This is a genomic window from Phenylobacterium sp. LjRoot219, assembly GCF_964252995.1.
Taxonomy (GTDB): Bacteria; Pseudomonadota; Alphaproteobacteria; order Caulobacterales; family Caulobacteraceae; genus Phenylobacterium.
In genome coordinates this window covers 1,429,860-1,449,335 of the sequence record NZ_CAXUQI020000001.1, presented here as the reverse complement: position 1 = coordinate 1,449,335, position 19,476 = coordinate 1,429,860, and the positions used below count along the sequence as shown (strand labels likewise).

Annotated in this window: 31 protein-coding genes; 3 read left to right on the top strand and 28 right to left on the bottom strand. The window is 67.1% G+C overall.

Annotated features, from left to right (window positions below):
* Positions 1-24: 24 nt before the first annotated feature.
* Both ACSQ14_RS07145 and ACSQ14_RS07140 read left to right on the top strand, forming a co-directional pair.
* Entirely contained in the window at positions 25-1,698 is a 1,674-nt protein-coding gene (locus tag ACSQ14_RS07145) for an FAD-dependent oxidoreductase (RefSeq protein WP_436011127.1), read from the top strand.
* 74 nt (positions 1,699-1,772) lie between these two features.
* Positions 1,773-2,576 carry a class I SAM-dependent methyltransferase gene (locus tag ACSQ14_RS07140; RefSeq protein ID WP_436011125.1) on the top strand — a complete coding sequence of 268 codons (804 nt, stop codon included), beginning with the start codon at positions 1,773-1,775 and terminating at the stop codon, positions 2,574-2,576.
* Between the two features lie 66 nt (positions 2,577-2,642).
* Here the strand turns inward: ACSQ14_RS07140 and rplQ are convergent, their stop codons facing one another.
* The 4 genes from rplQ to rpsM form a co-directional block, all read right to left on the bottom strand.
* Positions 2,643-3,056, bottom strand: a complete 414-nt coding sequence (gene rplQ, locus ACSQ14_RS07135) for a 50S ribosomal protein L17 (RefSeq protein ID WP_436011123.1) — start codon at positions 3,054-3,056, stop codon at positions 2,643-2,645.
* Between the two features lie 256 nt (positions 3,057-3,312).
* Positions 3,313-4,329 (bottom strand): DNA-directed RNA polymerase subunit alpha, encoded by a 1,017-nt coding sequence (locus ACSQ14_RS07130; protein ID WP_436011121.1) that lies wholly within the window; start codon positions 4,327-4,329, stop codon positions 3,313-3,315.
* A gap of 77 nt (positions 4,330-4,406) precedes the next feature.
* Positions 4,407-4,796 (bottom strand): 30S ribosomal protein S11, encoded by a 390-nt coding sequence (gene rpsK / locus ACSQ14_RS07125; protein ID WP_436011119.1) that lies wholly within the window; start codon positions 4,794-4,796, stop codon positions 4,407-4,409.
* A gap of 15 nt (positions 4,797-4,811) precedes the next feature.
* The gene (rpsM, locus tag ACSQ14_RS07120; RefSeq protein WP_111458880.1) at positions 4,812-5,180 is read right to left on the bottom strand and encodes a 30S ribosomal protein S13; all 369 of its coding nucleotides are present in this window, start codon (positions 5,178-5,180) and stop codon (positions 4,812-4,814) included.
* Positions 5,181-5,576: 396 nt separating this feature from the next.
* Here rpsM and ACSQ14_RS07115 point away from each other — a divergent pair, with 396 nt between their 5' ends.
* Positions 5,577-6,602, top strand: a complete 1,026-nt coding sequence (locus ACSQ14_RS07115) for an adenosine deaminase (RefSeq protein WP_436011117.1) — start codon at positions 5,577-5,579, stop codon at positions 6,600-6,602.
* A gap of 96 nt (positions 6,603-6,698) precedes the next feature.
* On the opposite strand, the gene ACSQ14_RS07110 is transcribed toward ACSQ14_RS07115, so the two are convergent.
* The 24 genes from ACSQ14_RS07110 to ACSQ14_RS06995 form a co-directional block, all read right to left on the bottom strand.
* Positions 6,699-7,271, bottom strand: coding sequence for an adenylate kinase (locus tag ACSQ14_RS07110; RefSeq protein ID WP_436011115.1), 573 nt, complete (start codon positions 7,269-7,271; stop codon positions 6,699-6,701).
* Between the two features lie 55 nt (positions 7,272-7,326).
* Positions 7,327-8,685, bottom strand: coding sequence for a preprotein translocase subunit SecY (gene secY, locus ACSQ14_RS07105; RefSeq protein WP_436011113.1), 1,359 nt, complete (start codon positions 8,683-8,685; stop codon positions 7,327-7,329).
* Positions 8,686-8,837: 152 nt separating this feature from the next.
* Complete coding sequence (rplO, locus tag ACSQ14_RS07100; protein ID WP_436011111.1) at positions 8,838-9,320, bottom strand: 50S ribosomal protein L15; 483 nt, start codon at positions 9,318-9,320, stop codon at positions 8,838-8,840.
* A gap of 172 nt (positions 9,321-9,492) precedes the next feature.
* The gene (gene rpmD, locus ACSQ14_RS07095) at positions 9,493-9,672 is read right to left on the bottom strand and encodes a 50S ribosomal protein L30 (protein WP_436011109.1); all 180 of its coding nucleotides are present in this window, start codon (positions 9,670-9,672) and stop codon (positions 9,493-9,495) included.
* Between the two features lie 6 nt (positions 9,673-9,678).
* On the bottom strand, positions 9,679-10,263 hold the full coding sequence (gene rpsE, locus ACSQ14_RS07090) for a 30S ribosomal protein S5 (RefSeq protein WP_436011107.1): 585 nt from the start codon (positions 10,261-10,263) through the stop codon (positions 9,679-9,681).
* A gap of 10 nt (positions 10,264-10,273) precedes the next feature.
* The gene (rplR, locus tag ACSQ14_RS07085) at positions 10,274-10,633 is read right to left on the bottom strand and encodes a 50S ribosomal protein L18 (RefSeq protein WP_436011105.1); all 360 of its coding nucleotides are present in this window, start codon (positions 10,631-10,633) and stop codon (positions 10,274-10,276) included.
* Position 10,634: 1 nt separating this feature from the next.
* Positions 10,635-11,168 (bottom strand): 50S ribosomal protein L6, encoded by a 534-nt coding sequence (rplF, locus tag ACSQ14_RS07080; protein WP_436011103.1) that lies wholly within the window; start codon positions 11,166-11,168, stop codon positions 10,635-10,637.
* A gap of 1 nt (position 11,169) precedes the next feature.
* Entirely contained in the window at positions 11,170-11,565 is a 396-nt protein-coding gene (gene rpsH / locus ACSQ14_RS07075) for a 30S ribosomal protein S8 (protein WP_436011101.1), read from the bottom strand.
* A gap of 11 nt (positions 11,566-11,576) precedes the next feature.
* Positions 11,577-11,882: a 30S ribosomal protein S14 gene (gene rpsN / locus ACSQ14_RS07070; RefSeq protein WP_436011099.1), complete on the bottom strand. Its 306-nt coding sequence runs from the start codon at positions 11,880-11,882 to the stop codon at positions 11,577-11,579.
* Between the two features lie 17 nt (positions 11,883-11,899).
* Positions 11,900-12,460 carry a 50S ribosomal protein L5 gene (rplE, locus tag ACSQ14_RS07065; protein WP_436011097.1) on the bottom strand — a complete coding sequence of 187 codons (561 nt, stop codon included), beginning with the start codon at positions 12,458-12,460 and terminating at the stop codon, positions 11,900-11,902.
* Positions 12,453-12,767 carry a 50S ribosomal protein L24 gene (gene rplX / locus ACSQ14_RS07060; protein ID WP_436011095.1) on the bottom strand — a complete coding sequence of 105 codons (315 nt, stop codon included), beginning with the start codon at positions 12,765-12,767 and terminating at the stop codon, positions 12,453-12,455. The genes rplE and rplX overlap by 8 nt, the downstream gene beginning before the upstream one ends.
* The gene (gene rplN, locus ACSQ14_RS07055; RefSeq protein WP_324088874.1) at positions 12,767-13,135 is read right to left on the bottom strand and encodes a 50S ribosomal protein L14; all 369 of its coding nucleotides are present in this window, start codon (positions 13,133-13,135) and stop codon (positions 12,767-12,769) included. Before rplN ends, rplX begins: the two co-directional genes overlap by 1 nt.
* A gap of 12 nt (positions 13,136-13,147) precedes the next feature.
* On the bottom strand, positions 13,148-13,396 hold the full coding sequence (gene rpsQ, locus ACSQ14_RS07050) for a 30S ribosomal protein S17 (RefSeq protein WP_436011093.1): 249 nt from the start codon (positions 13,394-13,396) through the stop codon (positions 13,148-13,150).
* A gap of 13 nt (positions 13,397-13,409) precedes the next feature.
* Positions 13,410-13,604 carry a 50S ribosomal protein L29 gene (gene rpmC / locus ACSQ14_RS07045; RefSeq protein ID WP_436011091.1) on the bottom strand — a complete coding sequence of 65 codons (195 nt, stop codon included), beginning with the start codon at positions 13,602-13,604 and terminating at the stop codon, positions 13,410-13,412.
* The gene (gene rplP, locus ACSQ14_RS07040) at positions 13,604-14,035 is read right to left on the bottom strand and encodes a 50S ribosomal protein L16 (RefSeq protein ID WP_436011089.1); all 432 of its coding nucleotides are present in this window, start codon (positions 14,033-14,035) and stop codon (positions 13,604-13,606) included. Before rplP ends, rpmC begins: the two co-directional genes overlap by 1 nt.
* Before the next feature lie 12 nt (positions 14,036-14,047).
* Complete coding sequence (gene rpsC / locus ACSQ14_RS07035; RefSeq protein WP_436011087.1) at positions 14,048-14,803, bottom strand: 30S ribosomal protein S3; 756 nt, start codon at positions 14,801-14,803, stop codon at positions 14,048-14,050.
* Positions 14,803-15,183 (bottom strand): 50S ribosomal protein L22, encoded by a 381-nt coding sequence (rplV, locus tag ACSQ14_RS07030; protein ID WP_436011085.1) that lies wholly within the window; start codon positions 15,181-15,183, stop codon positions 14,803-14,805. The genes rpsC and rplV overlap by 1 nt, the downstream gene beginning before the upstream one ends.
* A 3-nt stretch (positions 15,184-15,186) precedes the next feature.
* Complete coding sequence (gene rpsS, locus ACSQ14_RS07025) at positions 15,187-15,465, bottom strand: 30S ribosomal protein S19 (RefSeq protein WP_436011082.1); 279 nt, start codon at positions 15,463-15,465, stop codon at positions 15,187-15,189.
* A gap of 3 nt (positions 15,466-15,468) precedes the next feature.
* Positions 15,469-16,305, bottom strand: coding sequence for a 50S ribosomal protein L2 (gene rplB / locus ACSQ14_RS07020; RefSeq protein WP_436011080.1), 837 nt, complete (start codon positions 16,303-16,305; stop codon positions 15,469-15,471).
* A 4-nt stretch (positions 16,306-16,309) separates the two neighbouring features.
* Positions 16,310-16,612, bottom strand: a complete 303-nt coding sequence (locus ACSQ14_RS07015) for a 50S ribosomal protein L23 (protein ID WP_436011078.1) — start codon at positions 16,610-16,612, stop codon at positions 16,310-16,312.
* Positions 16,612-17,250 (bottom strand): 50S ribosomal protein L4, encoded by a 639-nt coding sequence (rplD, locus tag ACSQ14_RS07010; protein ID WP_436011076.1) that lies wholly within the window; start codon positions 17,248-17,250, stop codon positions 16,612-16,614. The genes ACSQ14_RS07015 and rplD overlap by 1 nt, the downstream gene beginning before the upstream one ends.
* Positions 17,250-18,002, bottom strand: a complete 753-nt coding sequence (gene rplC / locus ACSQ14_RS07005) for a 50S ribosomal protein L3 (protein ID WP_436011074.1) — start codon at positions 18,000-18,002, stop codon at positions 17,250-17,252. Before rplC ends, rplD begins: the two co-directional genes overlap by 1 nt.
* 13 nt (positions 18,003-18,015) lie before the next feature.
* A complete protein-coding gene (gene rpsJ, locus ACSQ14_RS07000) occupies positions 18,016-18,324 on the bottom strand; it encodes a 30S ribosomal protein S10 (RefSeq protein ID WP_091739014.1) in 309 nt (102 codons plus the stop codon).
* A gap of 268 nt (positions 18,325-18,592) precedes the next feature.
* Positions 18,593-19,456 (bottom strand): GIN domain-containing protein, encoded by an 864-nt coding sequence (locus ACSQ14_RS06995; RefSeq protein WP_436011072.1) that lies wholly within the window; start codon positions 19,454-19,456, stop codon positions 18,593-18,595.
* Positions 19,457-19,476: the final 20 nt, after the last annotated feature.

Below are 19,476 nucleotides of genomic sequence, written 5' to 3'. Positions count from 1 at the left end.
CTGCCGCTAGGATCGGGAGCCGCCATGGCCAAGGCGCCTTCAATCGTCGAGACCCGCAGGGATCAGGCCTTCCCGACCTTGAGCACGGCGGAGATCGAACGGCTGTGCGGCTTCGGCGTCATCCGCCGCTACGCCGCCGGCGAGCACCTGGTGCGCGCCGGCGAGGCGGATCACGGCATGTCCGTCATTCTCGCCGGCGAAGTCCAGATCGTCGCGTCCGACGCCGCCGGCGCGCATCCGATCGTCGTGCACCGCGCTGGATCGTTCATGGGCGAACTGGCCCAGTTGACCGGCCGCCCCGCCCTGGTCGACGCCGTCGCGCTGAGCCCGGTCGAGGCGATCGTCCTGTCGCCCGAGCAACTGCGGGCGGTGCTGATCTCCGAGGCCGAGCTCGGCGAGCGGATCATGCGCGCCTTGATCCTGCGCCGCGTCGGGTTGCTGGAGACCGGTTCGGGCGGACCGATCCTCCTGGGCCACGAGGACGATCCCGACCTGCGCCGGCTCGAAGGCTTCCTCCGGCGCAACGGCCATCCGCTGCACCGCCTGGACGTCGCCGTCGACCCGGAAGCTCAGGCGCTCGTCGCCCGCTTCGAGCTCGCCGAGAGCGAGCTGCCGATCGTCCTTTGCCCGAACGGCTCGTTGCTGCGCAATCCGACGGAAGGCGACCTGGCGCGGTGCCTGGGCCTGGTGAGCCCGCTCGATCCGGACCGCCTCTATGACCTGGCGGTGATCGGCGCCGGGCCCGCCGGCCTCGCCGCGGCGGTCTATGCGGCGTCCGAGGGGCTCGCGGTCCTGGTGCTCGACTGTCGCGCCTTCGGCGGTCAGGCCGGGGCCTCCGCCCGCATCGAGAACTACCTCGGCTTCCCGACCGGAATCAGCGGGATGGCGCTGATGGGGCGGGCCTACAACCAGGCGCGCAAGTTCGGCGCGGAGCTCGCCATTCCGGACGAAGCCGCCAGCCTGGCGCGTCATCCGGACGGCGGCTACGCCATCGCGCTGGCCAATGCCGAGCAGGCCCGCGCCCGGGCCGTGGTGATCGCCGCCGGCGCGCGCTACCGCCGACTCGGCGTCGAGGACCTGCCGCGCTACGAGGCGGCCTCGGTGCACTACTGGGCCTCGCCGCTGGAGGCGCGGCTCTGCGCCGGCCAGCACGTCGCCCTGGTCGGCGGCGGCAACTCGGCCGGCCAGGCGGCGGTGTATCTCGCCAGCCAGGTGGCGAAGGTGACCATGCTGATCCGCGCCTCCAGCCTGGAGGCGACCATGTCGCGCTACCTGATCGACCGCATCGCCTCCCTGCCGAACGTCGAGCTTGTGCCCAACGCCGAAATCACCGGCCTGGAAGGCGAGCGCGGCGTGCTGCAGACGCTCCGCTGGCGCGACCGCCAGACGAAGAGCGAGACCGCCGCCGCCATCCGCCACCTGTTCCTGTTCATCGGCGCCCAGCCCAACACCGATTGGCTGGCAGGGTCGGGCGTCGATCTGGACGCCCATGGCTTCATCGGCGTCGGCAACGACGTCGGCGCGGCGCATATGCTGGAGACCAGCCTTCCCGGCGTCTACGCGATCGGCGACGTGCGGTCAGGCTCGGTGAAGCGCGTCGCCGCCGCCGTCGGCGAAGGCGCCCAGGCGGTCGCCGCCGTGCACGCCTTCCTCAGCCGGGACAACGCCGCGCCGCCGCGCCCCGTCGCCGGGCCCTGATCGGCCCCCTTCTCTAGCGAATGTGACCGCGTCGGCGGCGGGCGCGTGCGATCCTGGCGTCGGAGGCCAGCGCCATGTCCGAAGCCGATCGCGCCTTTGTCGGCGCCATTCCCGAGATCTACGACCGCCTGCTGGGGCCGATGCTGTTCGAGCCCTACGCCCGCGACCTCGCCGCCCGCTTCAAGGGCTTCGACGGCGAGCTGCTGGAGACCGCCGCCGGCACCGGCCGCGTGACCCGCGCGCTCGCCGAAGCGGCTCCGCTGGCGGCGATCACCGCCACCGACCTGAACGCGCCGATGCTCGCCAAGGCCGCCGACTGCGTCCGGGCGGCGAACGTGCGCTTCGAGCCGGCCGACGCCCAGGCCCTGCCCTTCCCGGACCAGCGGTTCGAGGCGGTGGTCTGCCAGTTCGGCGTGATGTTCTTTCCCGACAAGGCCAAGGCCTTCACCGAGACCCAGCGGGTCCTGCGTCCGAACGGGCGCTTCGTCTTCAATGTCTGGGACGACCTCGCGCACAACGACGTCGCGCGCGCCGTGCACGAGGCGGTGGCCGCCTACTTCCCCGACGATCCGCCGGGTTTCCTCGGGCGCACGCCGTACGGCTGGCACGACCGGCAGGTCATCACCGCGGCGCTGACCAGCGCCGGGTTCCGCGACGTGCAGATCGAGGCCGTCGCCCTGCCGACGCCCTCGCCGTCCGCGGCCGACGCCGCCCGCGGGTTGTGCCTGGGCAGTCCGCTGCGCGGCGAGATCGAGGCCCGCAGCCCCGACGGCCTCGAAGCGGCGGCGCAGGCCGCGACCGAGGCGCTGCAGGCGCGGTTCGGCGACGGCCCGATCTCCGGCGCGGGCCAGGCGCTGGTCGTCGTCGCCATCGCCTGAGCGCACAAAGCAAAAGCCCCGGACGTCGCCGTCCGGGGCTTTCGTGATCAGTTTGGAGAGTAGATCTTACTCTTCGCCAGCGAACTGGACGACCGGACCGGAGTCCTTGCCCTTTTCGGCCGGATCGCGATCGACGAACTCGATCACCGCCATCGGGGCGTTGTCGCCGTGACGGTAACCGGCCTTCAGCACGCGGATGTAGCCGCCGGCGCGGTCCTTGTAGCGCGGGCCGAGCACCGCGAAGAGCTTGCCGACCTGGGCCACGTCGCGGACTTGGCTGATCGCCTGACGGCGAGCGTGCAGGTCGCCGCGCTTCGCCAGGGTCACCAGCTTCTCGACGATCGGCCGCAGTTCCTTCGCCTTCGGCAGGGTCGTGACGATTTGCTCGTGCTTGATCAGGCTCGCCGACATGTTGGCGAACATGGCCGTGCGGTGGCTGGTCGTGCGGCCCAGTTTGCGGTGGGCTTTTCCGTGACGCATCTCAATCTCCTGGGCCACCTGGCCCATGGGACGCTCCCGATCTGCGGGACCGCGTCCTACCTAACCAAATCCCAGCCCGCTCCCGCCTGGGTCACTACGAAGCGCCGGGGCCCTCCACCGATGTTGCGGCTTCAGCGGGCCCGGACCGAAACGGTCCGGAGTTGGCGCGAGGCGCACGTTAGACGACGGGGTTACGCCGCCCGAACGTGCTCCAGTTTCTAGATCCAAAATCCGCCAGGCAGATTTTGGAGACGTCTTACATCTGGTCTTCGAACTTCTTCGCGAGCTCTTCGATGTTCTCCGGCGGCCAGTTCGGCACGTCCATGCCGAGGTGCAGACCCATGCCGGCGAGCACTTCCTTGATCTCGTTGAGCGACTTGCGCCCGAAGTTCGGGGTGCGCAGCATCTCGGCTTCAGTCTTCTGGATCAGGTCGCCGATGTAGACGATGTTGTCGTTCTTCAGGCAGTTGGCCGAGCGGACCGACAGTTCCAGCTCGTCGACCTTCTTCAGCAGCGCCGGGTTGAACGGCAGTTCCGGCTTCGCCTCGCCTTCGACCTTCTTCTTCGGTTCTTCGAAGGTGATGAAGATCTGCAGCTGGTCCTGGAGAATGCGCGCGGCGTAGGCCACCGCGTCCACCGGCGAAACCGCGCCGTTGGTTTCGACTTCCATGATCAGCTTGTCGTAGTCGAGGCTCTGGCCCTGGCGGGTCGGCTCGACGCGGTAGGCGACGCGCTTCACCGGCGAATAGAGGGCGTCGACGGCGATCAGGCCGATCGGCGCGTCTTCCGGCCGGTTCATCTCGGCCGGGACGTAGCCCTTGCCGGTCTGGACGGTGAACTCCATGCGCACGGTCGCGCCCTCGTCGAGGGTGCAGAGCACATGGTCGGTGTTGAGGATCTCGATGTCGGCCGGAGCCTCGATCTGGCCGGCGGTCACCGGGCCCGGGCCGGTCGCCCGCAGGGTCATGCGCTTCGGACCTTCCGAGTGCATGCGCACGGCGAGTTGCTTGATGTTCAGGACGATGTCGACGACGTCTTCACGCACGCCTTCCATCGACGAGAACTCGTGCACCACGCCGTCGATCTGGACGGCGGTCACCGCAGCGCCCTGCAGCGAGGAGAGCAGCACGCGGCGCAGGCTGTTGCCCAGCGTCACGCCAAAGCCGCGCTCGAGCGGCTCGGCCACCAGACGCGCCTTGCGGGTCGCGTCGGCGCCGGTCTCGATGAGCGGCTTCTCGGGACGGATGAGCTCGTTCCAGTTTCTTTCGATCACTGATGGTGTCCCTCGAAACGCAGGATCGCCGGCCGCAGTCGCGGTCCGGCGCCTTCAGAATTGCAGTACCTAACGACTTAGACGCGCCGACGCTTCGGCGGACGGCAGCCGTTGTGCGGGATGGGGGTCACGTCACGAATCGTGGTGATCGTCATGCCGACGGCCTGCAGAGCCCGGAGCGCCGATTCACGGCCCGAACCGGGGCCCGAGACGTTCACTTCCAGAGTCTTCACGCCATGCTCGGCGGCCTTGCGGCCAGCCTCCTCGGCGGCCATCTGGGCGGCGTACGGAGTCGACTTCCGCGAACCCTTGAAGCCCATCATTCCAGCGGACGACCAGGAGATGGTGTTCCCCTGCGCATCCGTGATGGTGATCATGGTGTTGTTGAACGAGGCGTTCACGTGCGCCACGCCCGAGGTGATGTTCTTACGCTCGCGGCGTTTGACGCGCGCCGGTTCCTTGGCCATCGGAGGTCCGCTCTCTTACTTCTTCTTGCCGGCGATCGGCTTGGCCGGGCCCTTGCGGGTCCGGGCGTTGGTGTGGGTGCGCTGACCGCGGACGGGCAGACCCTTGCGGTGACGCAGGCCGCGATAGCAGGCCAGGTCCATCAACCGCTTGATGTTGACGGCGGTCTCGCGGCGCAGGTCGCCCTCAACCGTGTAGTCGCGGTCGATAGCTTCGCGGATCTGCAGGACCTCCTGGTCGGTCAGCTGATTGACGCGACGAGCGTCTTCGATGCCAACCTTGCCAACGATCTCCCGCGCCTTCGCCGGGCCGATGCCATGGATGTACTGCAGCGCGATCACGACGCGCTTGTTCGTAGGAATGTTTACGCCAGCGATACGGGCCACGTGGAAATCTCTCCTGATCACGCAAGAAAAGCGCAAACGACGCCCCGGCCCCATGACCCAAAGGTCTAGCCGGCGCGTACCTCGCGCCCTTTCGCGGAAGGGCCTCGTTATATGGATCGGCATGCCGCCGTCAATGCGTAAACGCGGAAATATGGCCTCTGCCTGCGCGCGGCCGTGCCGCGGCCTGCGCATCGCCATCGTCGAACTCACGCACCGAGCTTTGTCGCCCGCGGGAGTTAAGGAAAGCATGACGCGCGCATCGGGCGCAATCATGGCGCGGGCCGCTGCGGCGATTCTCCCCGCCCCGCCGATTCTCTGCACAACGGCGCCGGAAAACCGTCGGCATCGCCGGCCGCGCGCGCTTGACGCTTCGGCCCGGGCGGCGACACTCCGCCCATGGTCTCCCTCAGCAATTTCGTCCGCGGCCTCCCCAAGGCCGAACTGCACCTGCACATCGAGGGCAGCCTCGAGCCCGAGCAGATGTTCGCCTTCGCCCGGCGCAACGGCGTCGCCCTGCCCTTCGCCTCCGTCGAGGCGCTGAAGGCGGCCTACGACTTCGGCAACCTGCAGGACTTCCTCGACCTCTACTACCAGGGGGCTGACGTGCTGCGGACCGAGGCCGACTTCCGCGACCTGGCGCTGGCCTACTTCCGCCGGGTCGCCGCCGACGGCGCTCGTCACGTCGAGCTGTTCTTCGATCCCCAGACCCACACCGATCGCGGGATTCCCTTCGCCGTCGTCGCCGACGGGCTGTTGGCCGGGATGGCCGAGGCCGAGCGAGAGTTGGGGGTCAGTTCGGCCCTCATTCTCTGCTTCCTGCGCCACCTCGACGAGGACGCCGCCTTCGCCACCCTGCGGCAAGCCGAGCCCTATCTCGACCGCATCATCGGCGTCGGCTTGGATTCCTCTGAGCTCGGCCATCCGCCGGCGAAGTTCGCGCGCGTGTTCGCCGCCGCCCGCGAGCGCGGCCTGAAGCTGGTCGCCCACGCCGGCGAGGAAGGCCCGCCGGAATATGTCCACGAGGCGCTGGACCTGCTGCAGGTCGACCGCATCGACCACGGCAACCGCTCGCTCGAGGACCCCGCCCTGGTCGCGCGGCTGGCCCGCAAGGGAATGACGCTGACCGTCTGCCCGCTGTCGAACCTGAAGCTCTGCGTCGTCGGCGATCTCGCCGATCATCCGCTGAAGCGCATGCTGCAGCTCGGCCTGAAAGCCACGATCAACTCCGACGACCCGGCCTATTTCGGCGGCTATCTGGCGGAGAACTGGATCCGGACGGCGAGCGCGGTCGGGCTGACGCGGGAGGATCTGGTCACCCTGGCGAAGAACAGCTTCACCGGCTCCTTCCTGCCGCCGGCGGAGATCGCCCAGCACCTGGCGGCGATCGACGCCTATGTCGCCGCCCAGCCGGCGATCGGCTGAGCCGGGCCCCGGCGGATACGAAAACGGCGGGAGGGGCCTGAGCCCATCCCGCCGCTTCGGCGTCTCTTGAAACGTGCGGCGGTCGCCGCGCGCCGGTCAGGCCTTCACGCCGTCCAGCGCGCCGTCGATCGAGGCCGCGACCTGATCGATCGTGCCCATCCCGTCGAGCTCCACCAGCTTGCCCTGGCCCTGGTAATAGGGGAGCAGCGGCGCGGTCTGGCCGTTGTAGGCGCCCAGGCGGACCTTGAAGCTGTCCGGGTTGTCGTCCGGGCGGCCGCTCTCGGCGAACCGGCCGGCGATGCGCTGCAGCAGCGCGTCGTCGTCGACCTTCAGCCGGACCACCATGTCGATCTTCTTGCCGCGGCGCTTCAGCATCTCGTCGAGCGCCTGCGCCTGCGCGAGCGTGCGCGGGAAGCCGTCGAAGATCGCTCCGCCGGCAGCCTCGGTTTCCGGCAGCCGCTCTTCGATCAGGGCGATGACGATGTCGTCAGAGACCAGCTCGCCACGCTCCATGATCCCCGACACGCGCTTGCCGAGCTCGGAGCCCGAAGCGATGGCGGCGCGCAGCATGTCGCCGGTCGAAAGCTGCACCATGCGGCGCTGCTCAACCAGGCGCTTGGCTTGCGTGCCTTTGCCCGCAGCCGGCGGTCCGAACAGGATCAGGTTCATTCTTTACTCGCCCTCCCGCCGCGCCCAAGCCGGGGCGGCGCTGCGGCCCGCTGAATCAGCGGCCGCGCGTTCCTCTCAGCTTGGATTTTTTGATCAGCCCTTCGTACTGGTGTTGCAGCAGATGGGACTGGATCTGGGTGACGGTGTCCATGGTGACGCTGACCACGATCAGCACCGAGGTGCCGCCCATGTAGAACGGCGCGTTGTAGAAGCCGATCAGCGCCTCGGGCAGCAAGCACACGAGGGTGATGTAGGCCGCGCCGATCACCGTCAGTCGCGTCAGGACGAAGTCGAGGTACTCCGCGGTCCGCTTGCCCGGACGGATGCCAGGCATGAAGCCGCCGTACTTCCGCAGGTTCTCCGCCGTGTCCTCCGGATTGAACACGATGGAGGTGTAGAAGAAGCAGAAGAAGACGATCAGCGCGCCGTACATCAGCATGAACAGCGGTTGGCCGTGCTGCAGCTGGCCGGTCAGGCCGGGCAGCCATTGCAGCCACGCCGGCAGGTTGGAGCCGGCGCCGCCCACGGCGAAGCCCATCACCGTGGTCGGCAGCAGCAGCAGGCTCGAGGCGAAGATCGGCGGGATGACGCCCGCGGTGTTGATCTTCAGCGGCAGGAACGAGGTGTCGCCGCCGAACATGCGGTTGCCCACCTGGCGCTTCGGATACTGCACCAGGATCCGCCGCTGTGAGCGCTCCATGAAGACGATGGCCACGGTCACCGCGACGATCAGCAGCGCGATCACCAGCAAGGCGCCGCCGCTCATCGCGCCGGTGCGCGCTAGCGAGAAGGCCTGGCCGATGTAGCGCGGGAAGACCGCGACGATACCGGCGAAGATGATCAGGCTGATGCCGTTGCCGACCCCGCGGCTGGTGATCTGCTCCCCGAGCCACATCAGGAACATGGTGCCGCCGGTCAGCGTCACGACGGTCGAGACGACGAAGAACAGGCCGGGGTTGTCGACCAGGCCCTCGCTAGCCTGCAGGCCCATGGCGATGCCGAACGACTGGAACAGCGCCAGGATCACGGTCAGGTAGCGGGTGTACTGGTTGAGCGTCTTGCGCCCGGCCTCGCCGCCCTCCTTCCGGAGCTTCTCCCAGGGCGGATAAACCGTGCCCAGGAGCTGAACGATGATCGACGCCGAGATGTACGGCATCACGTTCAGCGAGAAGATCGCCATCCGCTCGACCGCGCCGCCCGAGAACATGTTGAACATGCCCAGGATGCCCTTGGCCTGGCCTTGGAAGGCTTCGGCGAAGGCGGCCGGCGAGATGCCCGGGATCGGGATGTAGGTCCCCAGGCGATAGACGACCATCGCGATGAGGGTGAACCAGATACGCTTGTGAAGCTCCGTCGCCTTCTGGAAGGCGCCGAAGTTCATATTGGCGGCGAGCTGTTCAGCGGCCGAAGCCATTCAGCATGTCCCCTGAATCGAGATCTCGATCAGATAAGGCGAGCCGGCCTCGCGAGCAAACAACCACGGCGCGGTGTTTGCTCGCACCTCCCCCAGCTCGGCCATTTCCGCAGAAATGGCCGGGGCCGAGGCCGGCGTCATGGCAAGCCCGATCAGGCTTCCTGGGCCGCTTCCGGCTTGGTGGCGGTGACCGAACCGCCGGCCTTTTCGACCGCGGCGCGCGCCGCGCCGGTGGCCGCGTAGACGGTGATGTTGATCTTCGACTTCAGCTCGCCCTTGCCGAGCAGCTTCACGCCGTCCTTGGCGCGACGCAGCACGCCGGCCTTCAGCAGGGCGTCAGCGTCGATCGGCTGCTTGGCGTCAAGCTTGCCGGCGGCGATCGCCTGCTCGATCCGCCACAGGTTCACTTCCGCGAACTCCTTGGCGAACGGGTTGTTGAAGCCGCGCTTCGGCATCCGCATGTGCAGCGGCATCTGGCCGCCCTCGAAGCCGGCGATAGACACGCCGGTACGGGACTTCTGGCCCTTCACGCCGCGACCGGCGGTCTTGCCCTTGCCCGAGCCCGGGCCACGGCCGACGCGCATGCGGCCCTTCACGGAGCCAGGACGCGGGGCGAGTTCGTTCAGCTTAGTCATAGACGCCTCTCCTTGGAGATCTGTCGCCGGAGCGCAGGCTCCGACTCGGCTTGGAAATTCTCTGTAGGCCTGAAGGCCGAAGGGGGCCTTACCGCACCGGAACCGGCGGGTGAAGCCCCCTCCTCCGGCTTTCGCCGGAAACCGCCCGAGAACGGGCGGGAATGTCGCGGTGCTAGCCTTCGACGACTTCCACCATGTGGGCGACCTTGGCGATCATCCCACGGATGGAGGGGGTGTCCTCGAGGGTCGACGTGCGGCCCTGCTTGTTCAGGCCCAGGCCGACGAGCGTCGCGCGCTGGTCCTTCTTCCGGCGGATCGGGCTGCCGGTCTGACGAACGGTGATCGTGGCCATCTGAACTTATCCTTCAGCGTCGGAGGCGGTCGCCGTGGCGGACGCGCCGTCGGCGCGGCGGCCGATCACGTCGGAGACCTTCTTGCCGCGCTTGGCGGCGACCTGGCGGGGCGAAGACTGAGCCTTCAGCGCCTCGAAGGTCGCGCGCACCATGTTGTACGGGTTGGACGAGCCGACCGACTTGCCGACGACGTCCTGGATGCCGAGGGTTTCCAGCACCGCACGCATCGGACCGCCGGCGATGACGCCGGTGCCCGGAGGCGCCGCGCGGACCATCACCTTGCCTGCGCCCCAACGGCCAGCGCCGTCATGGTGCAGGGTGCGGCTTTCGCGCAGCGGCACGCGGATCATCGACTTCTTGGCTTCTTCGGTCGCCTTGCGGATGGCTTCCGGCACTTCGCGCGCCTTGCCGTGACCGAAGCCCACGCGGCCCTTTTGGTCGCCAACGACCATCAGAGCAGCGAAGGAGAACCGGCGGCCGCCCTTCACGGTGGCGGCGACGCGGTTGATGTGCACCAGCTTTTCGACGATTTCGCTGTCGCGTTCTTCTTCGCGATTGCGACCGCCGCGCTCTTCGTTCCTGCGAGCCATCGTGCTTTCCTTAGAAATTCAGGCCGGCTTCGCGCGCGGCGTCGGCCAGGGCCTTGACCCGGCCATGAAAGAGGTAGCCGCCGCGGTCGAAGACCACGTCCTTGACGCCCTTTTCCATGGCGCGTTGGGCGACCAGGGCGCCGACGCGAGCGGCGGCGTCCTTGTCGGAGCCCTTTTGCTTGGTCTCGCCGCCTTCCAGCGACGAGGCGGCCGCGAGCGTGACGCCGCGTTCGTCGTCGATGATCTGGGCGTAGATGTTCTTCGACGAGCGGAAGACCGACAGGCGCGGGCGGCCGTTCGCCAGCTTGCGCAGGCGGGTACGGGTGCGCTGGGCGCGGCGGAGACTGGAGTCGCGAGAGGAGAGCGCCATCTTACTTCTTCTTGCCTTCCTTACGACGGACCTTTTCACCGGCGTAGCGGACGCCCTTGCCCTTGTAGGGCTCAGGCGGACGGATGCGACGGATCCGAGCGGCGGTCTCGCCGACCAGCTGCTTGTCGATGCCGGAGATCTTGATCTCGGTCTGCTTCGGCGTGGCGAAGGTCACGCCGGCGGGCGCCGGGATGTCCACGTCATGGCTGAAGCCGAGCTGCATGGAGAGCGCCTGGCCCTTCATCGCCGCACGATAACCGACGCCGACCAGCTCGAGGGACTCCTCGTAGCCTTGGGTCACGCCGACGACCATGTTGTTCACCAGAGTGCGCGACAGGCCCCACATGGCTTGCGCCCGGGTGGTGTCGGCCTTCTTCGAAAGGACCAGTTCCTGGCCTTCCTGGCGAACTTCGATCTCTTCGGCCACGGTCCAGGCGAGTTGGCCCTTGGGCCCCTTCACCGTGACGCTCTGGCCGTCGATGGTCACCGTCACCCCACTGGGGACGGCGACCGCCTTCTTTCCAATCCGCGACATCTTAGTAGACCCGGCAGAGGACTTCGCCGCCCACGTTCGCGTCACGCGCGGCCGTGTCCGACATGACGCCCTTCGGCGTCGACAGGATCGAGATCCCGAGGCCGTTCTTCACGGGCTTCAGGTCCTTGATCGACGAATAAACGCGACGGCCCGGCTTGGAGACCCGGTTGATCTCGACGATCACGGGCTGGCCGTCAAAGTACTTGAGCTCGATCTCGAACTCCGGGAAGGCGCCGGGCTTTTCCACCAGGTGGTAGCCGCGGATGTAGCCTTCCTCCAGCAGCACATCGAGGACGCGCGCGCGCATCTTCGAGGCCGGAGTGTTGACCTTGCTGCGGCTGCGTTGAGCCGCGTTCTTGATACGGGCGATCAGATCGCCGACGGGGTCGTTGACCATGGGAGACCCTCCTACCAGCTCGACTTGACGAGGCCCGGGATCAGGCCCTGCGAACCCAGTTCGCGGAGCGAGACACGGCTCATCTTGAGTTTGCGGTAATACGCGCGCGGACGCCCGGTGACCTCGCAACGGTTGCGGATGCGGGTCTTGGACGAGTTGCGCGGCAGCTCCGCGAGCTTCAGCCGGGCTTCGAAACGTTCTTCGAGCGGCAGGCTCTCGTCGTTAGCGATCGCCTTCAGCTCTTCGCGCTTCGAGGCGTATTGCTTGACGAGCTTCTTGACTTGCTCGTTACGGTTGACGGCGCTTTTCTTGGCCATGTTCTCTTCCCTCCCCGTTACGCTTGCACGAACGGGAACTGGAATTCCTTGAGAAGCGCGCGCGCTTCGTCGTCGGTCTTCGCAGTCGTGGCGACGATGATGTCCATGCCCCACATCTGATCGATCTGGTCATAGTTGATCTCGGGGAACACGATGTGTTCCTTCAGACCCATGGCGTAGTTGCCACGACCGTCGAACGAAGTGGGCTTCAGGCCCCGGAAATCCTTCACGCGCGGCAGCGCGATCGTGATCAGCCGGTCCAGGAACTCGTACATCCGATCGTGGCGCAGGGTGACCTTCGCGCCGATCGTCATGCCTTCGCGCAGCTTGAAGCCGGCGATCGAGGTCCGGGCCTTGGTGGCCACCGGCTTTTGACCCGCAATCTTGGTCAGGTCGGCGATCGCCGACTGGACCTTCTTGGAGTCGCCAACCGCTTCGCCGATGCCCATGTTCAGGACAATTTTGTCCAGCTTCGGGATCTGCATCTCGTTGGTGTAGGCGAACTGATCCTTCAGCGCCTTGCGGATGCGGCTGCGGTACTCGGTCTTGAGCCGCGGCTCGTAAGCTTGATCAGCCATTGATCACCTCGCCGGTCGTCTTGGCGAAACGAACCTTCTTGTCGCCTTCCACGCGGAAGCCGACGCGGGTCGCCTTGCCTTGGGAATCGACGACAGCAACGTTCGAGACGTGCAGCGGCGCTTCCTTGTTCTTGATGCCGCCTTGCGGATCAAATTGGGTCGGACGGGTGTGGCGCTGAACCATGTTCAGGCCTTCCACCAGCACGCGCTGTTCCTTGGGGAACACCTTGAGCACGGCGCCTTGGCGCCCCTTGTCCTTGCCGGTGAGGACCACGACGCGGTCCCCCTTCTTGATCTTCGCTGACATCACAGCACCTCAGGCGCGAGCGAAATGACCTTCATGTGGTTCTTCGCGCGCAGTTCACGGGGAACCGGGCCAAAGATCCGCGTGCCGATCGGCTCACCTTGCTTGTTCACGATCACCGCGGCGTTCTTGTCGAAGCGGATGACCGAGCCATCCTTGCGCTTGATGCCTTGGCTCGTGCGCACGACGATCGCCTGGAGGACGTCGCCCTTCTTCACGCGGCCGCGGGGGATGGCTTCCTTAACGGAGACCACGATGCGATCGCCGACGCTGGCATAACGGCGCTTCGCGCCGCCCAGCACCTTGATGCACATGACCCGGCGAGCGCCGGAATTGTCGGCGACATCCAGGTTAGTCTGCATCTGGATCATTGGGTCAGATCCTTACGCTTGGTCCGTGGCGCCCTTAGGCAGCACTTCCCAGGTTTTGAGTTTCGACTTCGGAGCGCATTCGATGATGCGAGCCGTGTCACCGGTCTTGTAGGCGTTCGCCTCGTCGTGCGCGTGGTACTTCTTCGACCGGCGCACGGTCTTCTTCAGCAGCGGGTGAAGCAGCGTGCGCTCCACCTTCACCACCACGGTCTTGTCGCCCTTGTCGGAGACGACAACGCCTTCGAGAATTCGTTTCGGCATTCCTGTTGTCTCCTCAGGCCTGGGCCTGCTTCGCGCGCAGGACGGTCTTGATGCGCGCGATATCCTTGCGCACCTCGTCCACGCGGTGGGTCTTCTCGACCTGGCCGGTCGCCTTCTGGAAGCGCAGGTTGAACTGCTCTTTCTTCAGGCTGACGAGCTGCTCGGCCAGTTGGTCGGGCGTCATGCCCCGGACGTCTTCGATCTTCATCACGCGTGCTCCGCGACAGCGGTTTCGATGCGGGTGACGATGCGGGTCTTCACCGGAAGCTTGGCCGCGCCGAGGCGCAGGGCTTCACGGGCCACATCGTCCGGCACGCCGTCGATCTCGAACATGATCCGGCCCGGGTGAACGCGCGCGGCCCAGTATTCCACCGAGCCCTTGCCCTTACCCATCCGGACTTCGGCCGGCTTATCGGTGACCGGCACGTCCGGGAAGATGCGGATCCACACCCGGCCCTGACGCTTCATCTGGCGAGTAATCGCCCGACGCGCGGCTTCGATCTGGCGCGCGGTGACGCGTTCCGGTTCGACCGACTTCAGGCCGTAGGAGCCGAAGTTCAGCGTGAAGCCGCCCTTGGCCACACCGTGGATGCGGCCCTTGAACTGCTTGCGGTACTTAGTCTTCTTAGGAGACAGCATGACTTCCGTTCCTTAGGCGTTCGTCTGCTCGCGCCGATCCCGGCGCGGACCGCGCTCACGATCGCCACGCTCGCGGCCGCCGCCCTCACCCGCCGGGCCGCTTTCGCCGGCCAGACGCTTGTCGAGCGCCATCGGGTCGTGCTCGAGCACTTCGCCCTTGAAGACCCACACCTTCACGCCGATGACGCCGTAGGTGGTCTTGGCTTCAGTGAAGCCGTAGTCCACGTCGGCGCGCAGGGTGTGAAGCGGCACGCGGCCTTCGCGATACCATTCCATCCGCGCGATTTCCGCGCCGCCGAGGCGGCCGGAGACGTTGATGCGGACGCCCTTGGCGCCGAGGCGCATGGCCGACTGCATCGAACGCTTCATCGCGCGGCGGAAAGCCACCCGGCGCTCGAGCTGCTGAGCGATGTTCTCGGCGACCAGCTGGGCGTCGGTCTCGGGCTTGCGGATTTCGACGATGTTCAGGTGAACCTCGCCGTCCGTCATCGCCGCGATGTCCTTGCGCAGCTTGTCGATGTCCGCGCCCTTCTTGCCGATGATCACGCCAGGGCGCGCGGCATAGATGGTGATGCGGCACTTCTTGTGCGGGCGCTCGATGACGATCCGCGACACGCCGGCCTGGTACAGGCGCTTCTTCAGCGCACGACGAACCTTGAGGTCTTCGTGCAGAAGGCGGCCGTAGTCAGCGCCGTCGGCGAACCAACGGCTGTCCCAGGTGCGGTTGATGCCGAGGCGGAGCCCGACCGGATTGACTTTCTGACCCATCAGGCGGCCTCACCCAGCTCGCGGACCACGATGGTGATCTCGCTGAACGGCTTTTCGATGCGCGAAGCGCGGCCCCGCGCACGGGCGGCGAAGCGCTTCATCACCAGGTTCTTGCCCACGAAGGCCTCGGCGACGACGAGGTTGTCGATGTCGAGGTTGTGGTTGTTCTCGGCGTTGGAGATCGCCGAGTAGAGCGCCTTGCGCACATCGATGGCGATGCGCTTGTGGCTGAACTCCAGTTCGTTGAGGGCACGCTGCACCTTCAGGCCCCGGATGGACTGGGCCACCAGGTTGAGCTTGCGAGGGCTGGTGCGCAGAGTGCGCACCTTGCACATCGCCTCGATGCCTTTCAGCCGGCGAGCCTTGGCTTGCTTCGACATGGCTTACTTCCTCTTGGCCTTCTTGTCGGCCGCGTGGCCCGGGAAGTAACGCGTCGGCGCGAACTCGCCGAGCTTCATCCCGACCATGTCTTCCGAGACCAGCACGGGAACGTGCTTCTGGCCGTTGTGCACGCCGAACGTGAGGCCCACGAACTGCGGCATGATGGTGGAGCGGCGCGACCAGGTCTTGATCACGTCCTTGCGGCCGGAGCTCTGGAGAGCCTCGGCCTTCTTGAGCAGGTAACCGTCGACGAACGGACCTTTCCAAACGGAGCGGGTCATGCCTTAGCGAGCCTTCCTGGCGTGACGCGAACGGATGATGAACTTGTCCGTCGCCTTGTTGGTGCGGGTCTTGCGGCCCTTGGTCGGCTTGCCCCACGGAGTGACCGGGTGACGGCCGCCCGAAGTCTTGCCTTCACCGCCGCCGTGCGGGTGGTCGACCGGGTTCATGGCGACGCCACGAACGTGCGGGCGGCGACCCTTGTGACGGTTGCGCCCGGCCTTGCCCATGACCTCGTTCATGTGGTCCGGGTTCGACACGGCGCCAACGGTGCCCATGCAGCTGTCCGGCACCATCCGCAGCTCGCCCGAGTTCAGGCGGATCTGCGCGTAGCCGGCGTCACGGCCGACCAGCTGAGCGTAAGCGCCGGCGGCGCGGGCGATTTGCCCGCCCTTCAGCGGCTTCAGCTCGACGTTGTGGATGATCGTGCCGATCGGCATGCCGCGCAGCGGCATGGCGTTGCCCGGCTTCACGTCGGCCTTCTCGGAGGCGACCACTTGGTCGCCGGCCTTCAGGCGTTGCGGAGCCAGGATGTAGGCCAGCTCGCCGTCGGCGTACTTCACCAGAGCGATGAAGGCCGAACGGTTCGGGTCGTACTCCAGGCGCTCAACGGTGCCGACGACGTCGAACTTGCGACGCTTGAAGTCGATCATCCGGTACAGACGCTTGGCGCCGCCGCCGCGGAAACGGACCGCGATGCGGCCGCCGCCGCCACGACCGCCGGACTTGGTCAGCCCCTGGACGAGGGACTTCTCCGGACGGCCCTTGTGGAGCTCGGACTTGTCGACCAGGACCAGCTGGCGCCGGCCCGGCGAGGTCGGGTTGTAGTGCTTCAAGGCCATCGGATCAGAGCCCCGTGGTGATGTCGATCGACTGGCCTTCGGCCAGGGTCACGATCGCTTTCTTGACGTCGGAACGGCGGCCGACGATGCCGCGGAAGCGCTTGGTCTTACCCTTCACGTTGAGGGTGTTGACCTTGGTCACGTTGACCTTGAACAGCGCTTCGACCGCCGCAGCGATCTCGTCCTTCGAGGCGTCGGCGGCGACCTGGAAGACCACCTTGTTCTGCTCCGAGAGCAGGGTCGCCTTTTCAGTGATCACCGGCGACAGGATGGTGTCGTAGTGACGAACAGTGGGCTCAGCAGCCATTACGCGGCCTCCTCAGTCTGGAAGCGCTGCTGGATCGCCTCGACCGCGTCCTTGGTCAGGACCAGCGTGTGGCGGCGCAGCACGTCGTAGACGTTCAGGCCGGCGTTCGGCAGCACGTCGACGTTCGGGATGTTGCGCGCGGCGAGCTTCAGGTTGGTGTCGACTTCGACCCCAGCGATCAGCAGGGCGTTGGTGATGCCGATCTTCTCGAGGCTGGCGCGAAGCGCGGCCGTCTTGGCCTCGCTCGGCTTGGCCTCGTCGAGCACGATCAGCGAACCGGCCTTGGCCTTCGACGACAGCGCGTGCCGTAGAGCCAGCGCCCGGACCTTCTTGGGAAGGTCGAAGGCGTGGCTACGCACCACCGGCCCGTGGGCCTTGGCGCCGCCGACGAACTGAGCCGCCCGGCGCGAGCCGTGACGAGCGCCGCCGGTGCCCTTTTGCTTGTACATCTTCTTGCCCGTACGAGAGACCTCGTTGCGGACCTGGATCTTGTGGGTGCCGGCGCGGCGCTTGGCGAGCTGCCAAGTGACCACGCGCTGCAGGATGTCCCCACGGATCTCTTCGATGCCGAAGATAGCGTCGGGAAGCTCGATCGAGCCGCCCTTCCCGCCGTCGAGCTTGATGACGTCGAGTTTCATTAGGCTTGATCCCCAGCTTCCGGAGCCTGAGCTTCGGCTTCGACCGGCGCTGCCTCGGGGGCGGCGGCGGGCTGGCCAGCGGTGCGGAAGGCGCCCGGCTTCGGGGCGTCGGCCGGCAGAGCCACCTTCACCGCGTCGCGGATCTTCACGAACGTGCCCTCGGTACCGGGGACAGCGCCCTTGACCAGGATCAGGCCGCGCTCAGCGTCGACGCGCCAGACGGTCAGGTTCAGGGTGGTGACGGTTTCCTGGCCGTAGTGACCAGCCATCTTCTTGCCCGGGAAGGTGCGGCCCGGATCCTGACGGTTACCCGTCGAACCGTGCGAACGGTGCGACACGGACACACCGTGGGTGGCGCGCAGACCGCCGAAGTTCCAGCGCTTCATGGCGCCGGCAAAACCCTTACCGACGGTCACGCCGGTGATGTCGACCTTCTGGCCGACCAGGAAGTGGTCGGCGGTCAGTTCCGCGCCCACGTCGATCAGGTTGTCTTCGGAGACCTTGAACTCGACCAGGGTCCGCTTCGGTTCCACTTCGCCCTTGGCGAAGTGGCCACGCAGGGCCTTCGAGGTGTTCTTCGCCTTCTTGGCGCCGGCACCCAGCTGGAGGGCGACGTAGCCATCCTTGTCTTTGGTGCGCTGAGCGACGACCTGGCAGCCCTCGAGGCTGAGCACGGTCACCGGCACATGGCTGCCCACTTCATCGAAGAAGCGCGCCATACCCAGCTTCTTGGCGATCACGCCGGTACGCATCGGACCGATCCCCTTAGAGCTTGATCTCGACGTCCACGCCGGCGGACAGGTCGAGCTTCATCAGCGCGTCCACGGTCTGCGGGGTGGGGTCGACGATGTCGAGCACGCGCTTGTGCGTGCGGATTTCGAACTGCTCGCGCGACTTCTTGTCGACGTGCGGCGAGCGGTTGACGGTGAATTTTTCAATGCGCGTCGGCAGCGGGATAGGCCCGCGCACGGTGGCGCCCGTCCTCTTGGCCGTATTCACGATCTCGCGAGTGGAATGGTCCAACACGCGGTGATCGAAGGCCTTGAGCCGGATGCGGATGTTCTGACGATCCATATCGCTCTTCAGTTTCCCTACAGGCGGTCCGCCCGCGTGATCTCGACCATTTCAAAGACCAGCCCGAACACCTCTTACGAGGGGCTCGTACGCGAAAGTCCGCACAAACGACTTGGGCCCGCGCGTGAACCGCGAGGGCCGTCCCGAAACGCTAGCTTGTAAGCACTGTCCCAGGTCGTTCTGCGAACCGCGTCTGCGCCCCAAATCACTTCGAAGCGCACAGCCGGTCCAACAGGAGGCGCGGTAATACCTACCCGACTCGCCGACGTCAAGGCCGCGGACGCGCCGGAACGCCGCCGATCTTCACCGAGCCGGAGCCCATGACGCTGCGGCGCACCGCGCCGCGGACCTGGCGCACGCGCACGTCGCCGGAGCCGGCGACTCGCGCGCTCAGGCTGTCGGCGACGCCGCCGAACACGGCGTTGCCGGAGCCGGCCATGGAGACGGTCATCGCGGTGGCGCGGCCCTCGGCCACCACCACGTCCCCGGAGCCCGCCATGCGGACGTCGAGCGGCCCGGCGACCGACCGGACCCGAACGTTACCGGTGCCCGCCACGTCGGCCTCCAGGCGGCCGCGGACGTCGCCGGCCGCGATGTCGCCGGAGCCGGCCACCCGCAGCTTCGCCTCCCCGGCTGAACCGGCGCGCGCGTCGCCGGAGCCGGCGAGGTTCACCGCCAGCCGATGCTGAACATTGGCCACCGTCCAGTCGCCGCAGCCGGCGGCGCCCAGGGTGACATTGCGCGCCCGGCCGATCACGCCGAACACCGCCCCGCCGGCGGCCACGTCGACGTCACGTGGCGTGCGCACGACCACCCGCGGCATGTCCTTCAAGGCCACGTCGCCGACGCCGGCGATGCGCACCAGCGCGGTTGCCCCGTCGCCGCTGCAGCTGCGGATCCGGCCGCCGTCGAGGCCGCCGTCGATGACGATGCGGCCGCGGCCGTCCTTGAGCTTGAGCGGCAGGCGCGGATGGCCGGCAATCACCTCGACACGCACGTCGGCCCGGTCCTCCGGGATGATCGTCAGCTGGGCGACGGCGTCCTTGATCTCCAGCGCGGTCGCGGCCGCCGCGGCCTGGGCGGCGGCGAGGCTCGCGACGGCGCCTGCCAGAAGCGCGATCGGCGCACGCATCAGGTCTCTCCCCTCGCCCC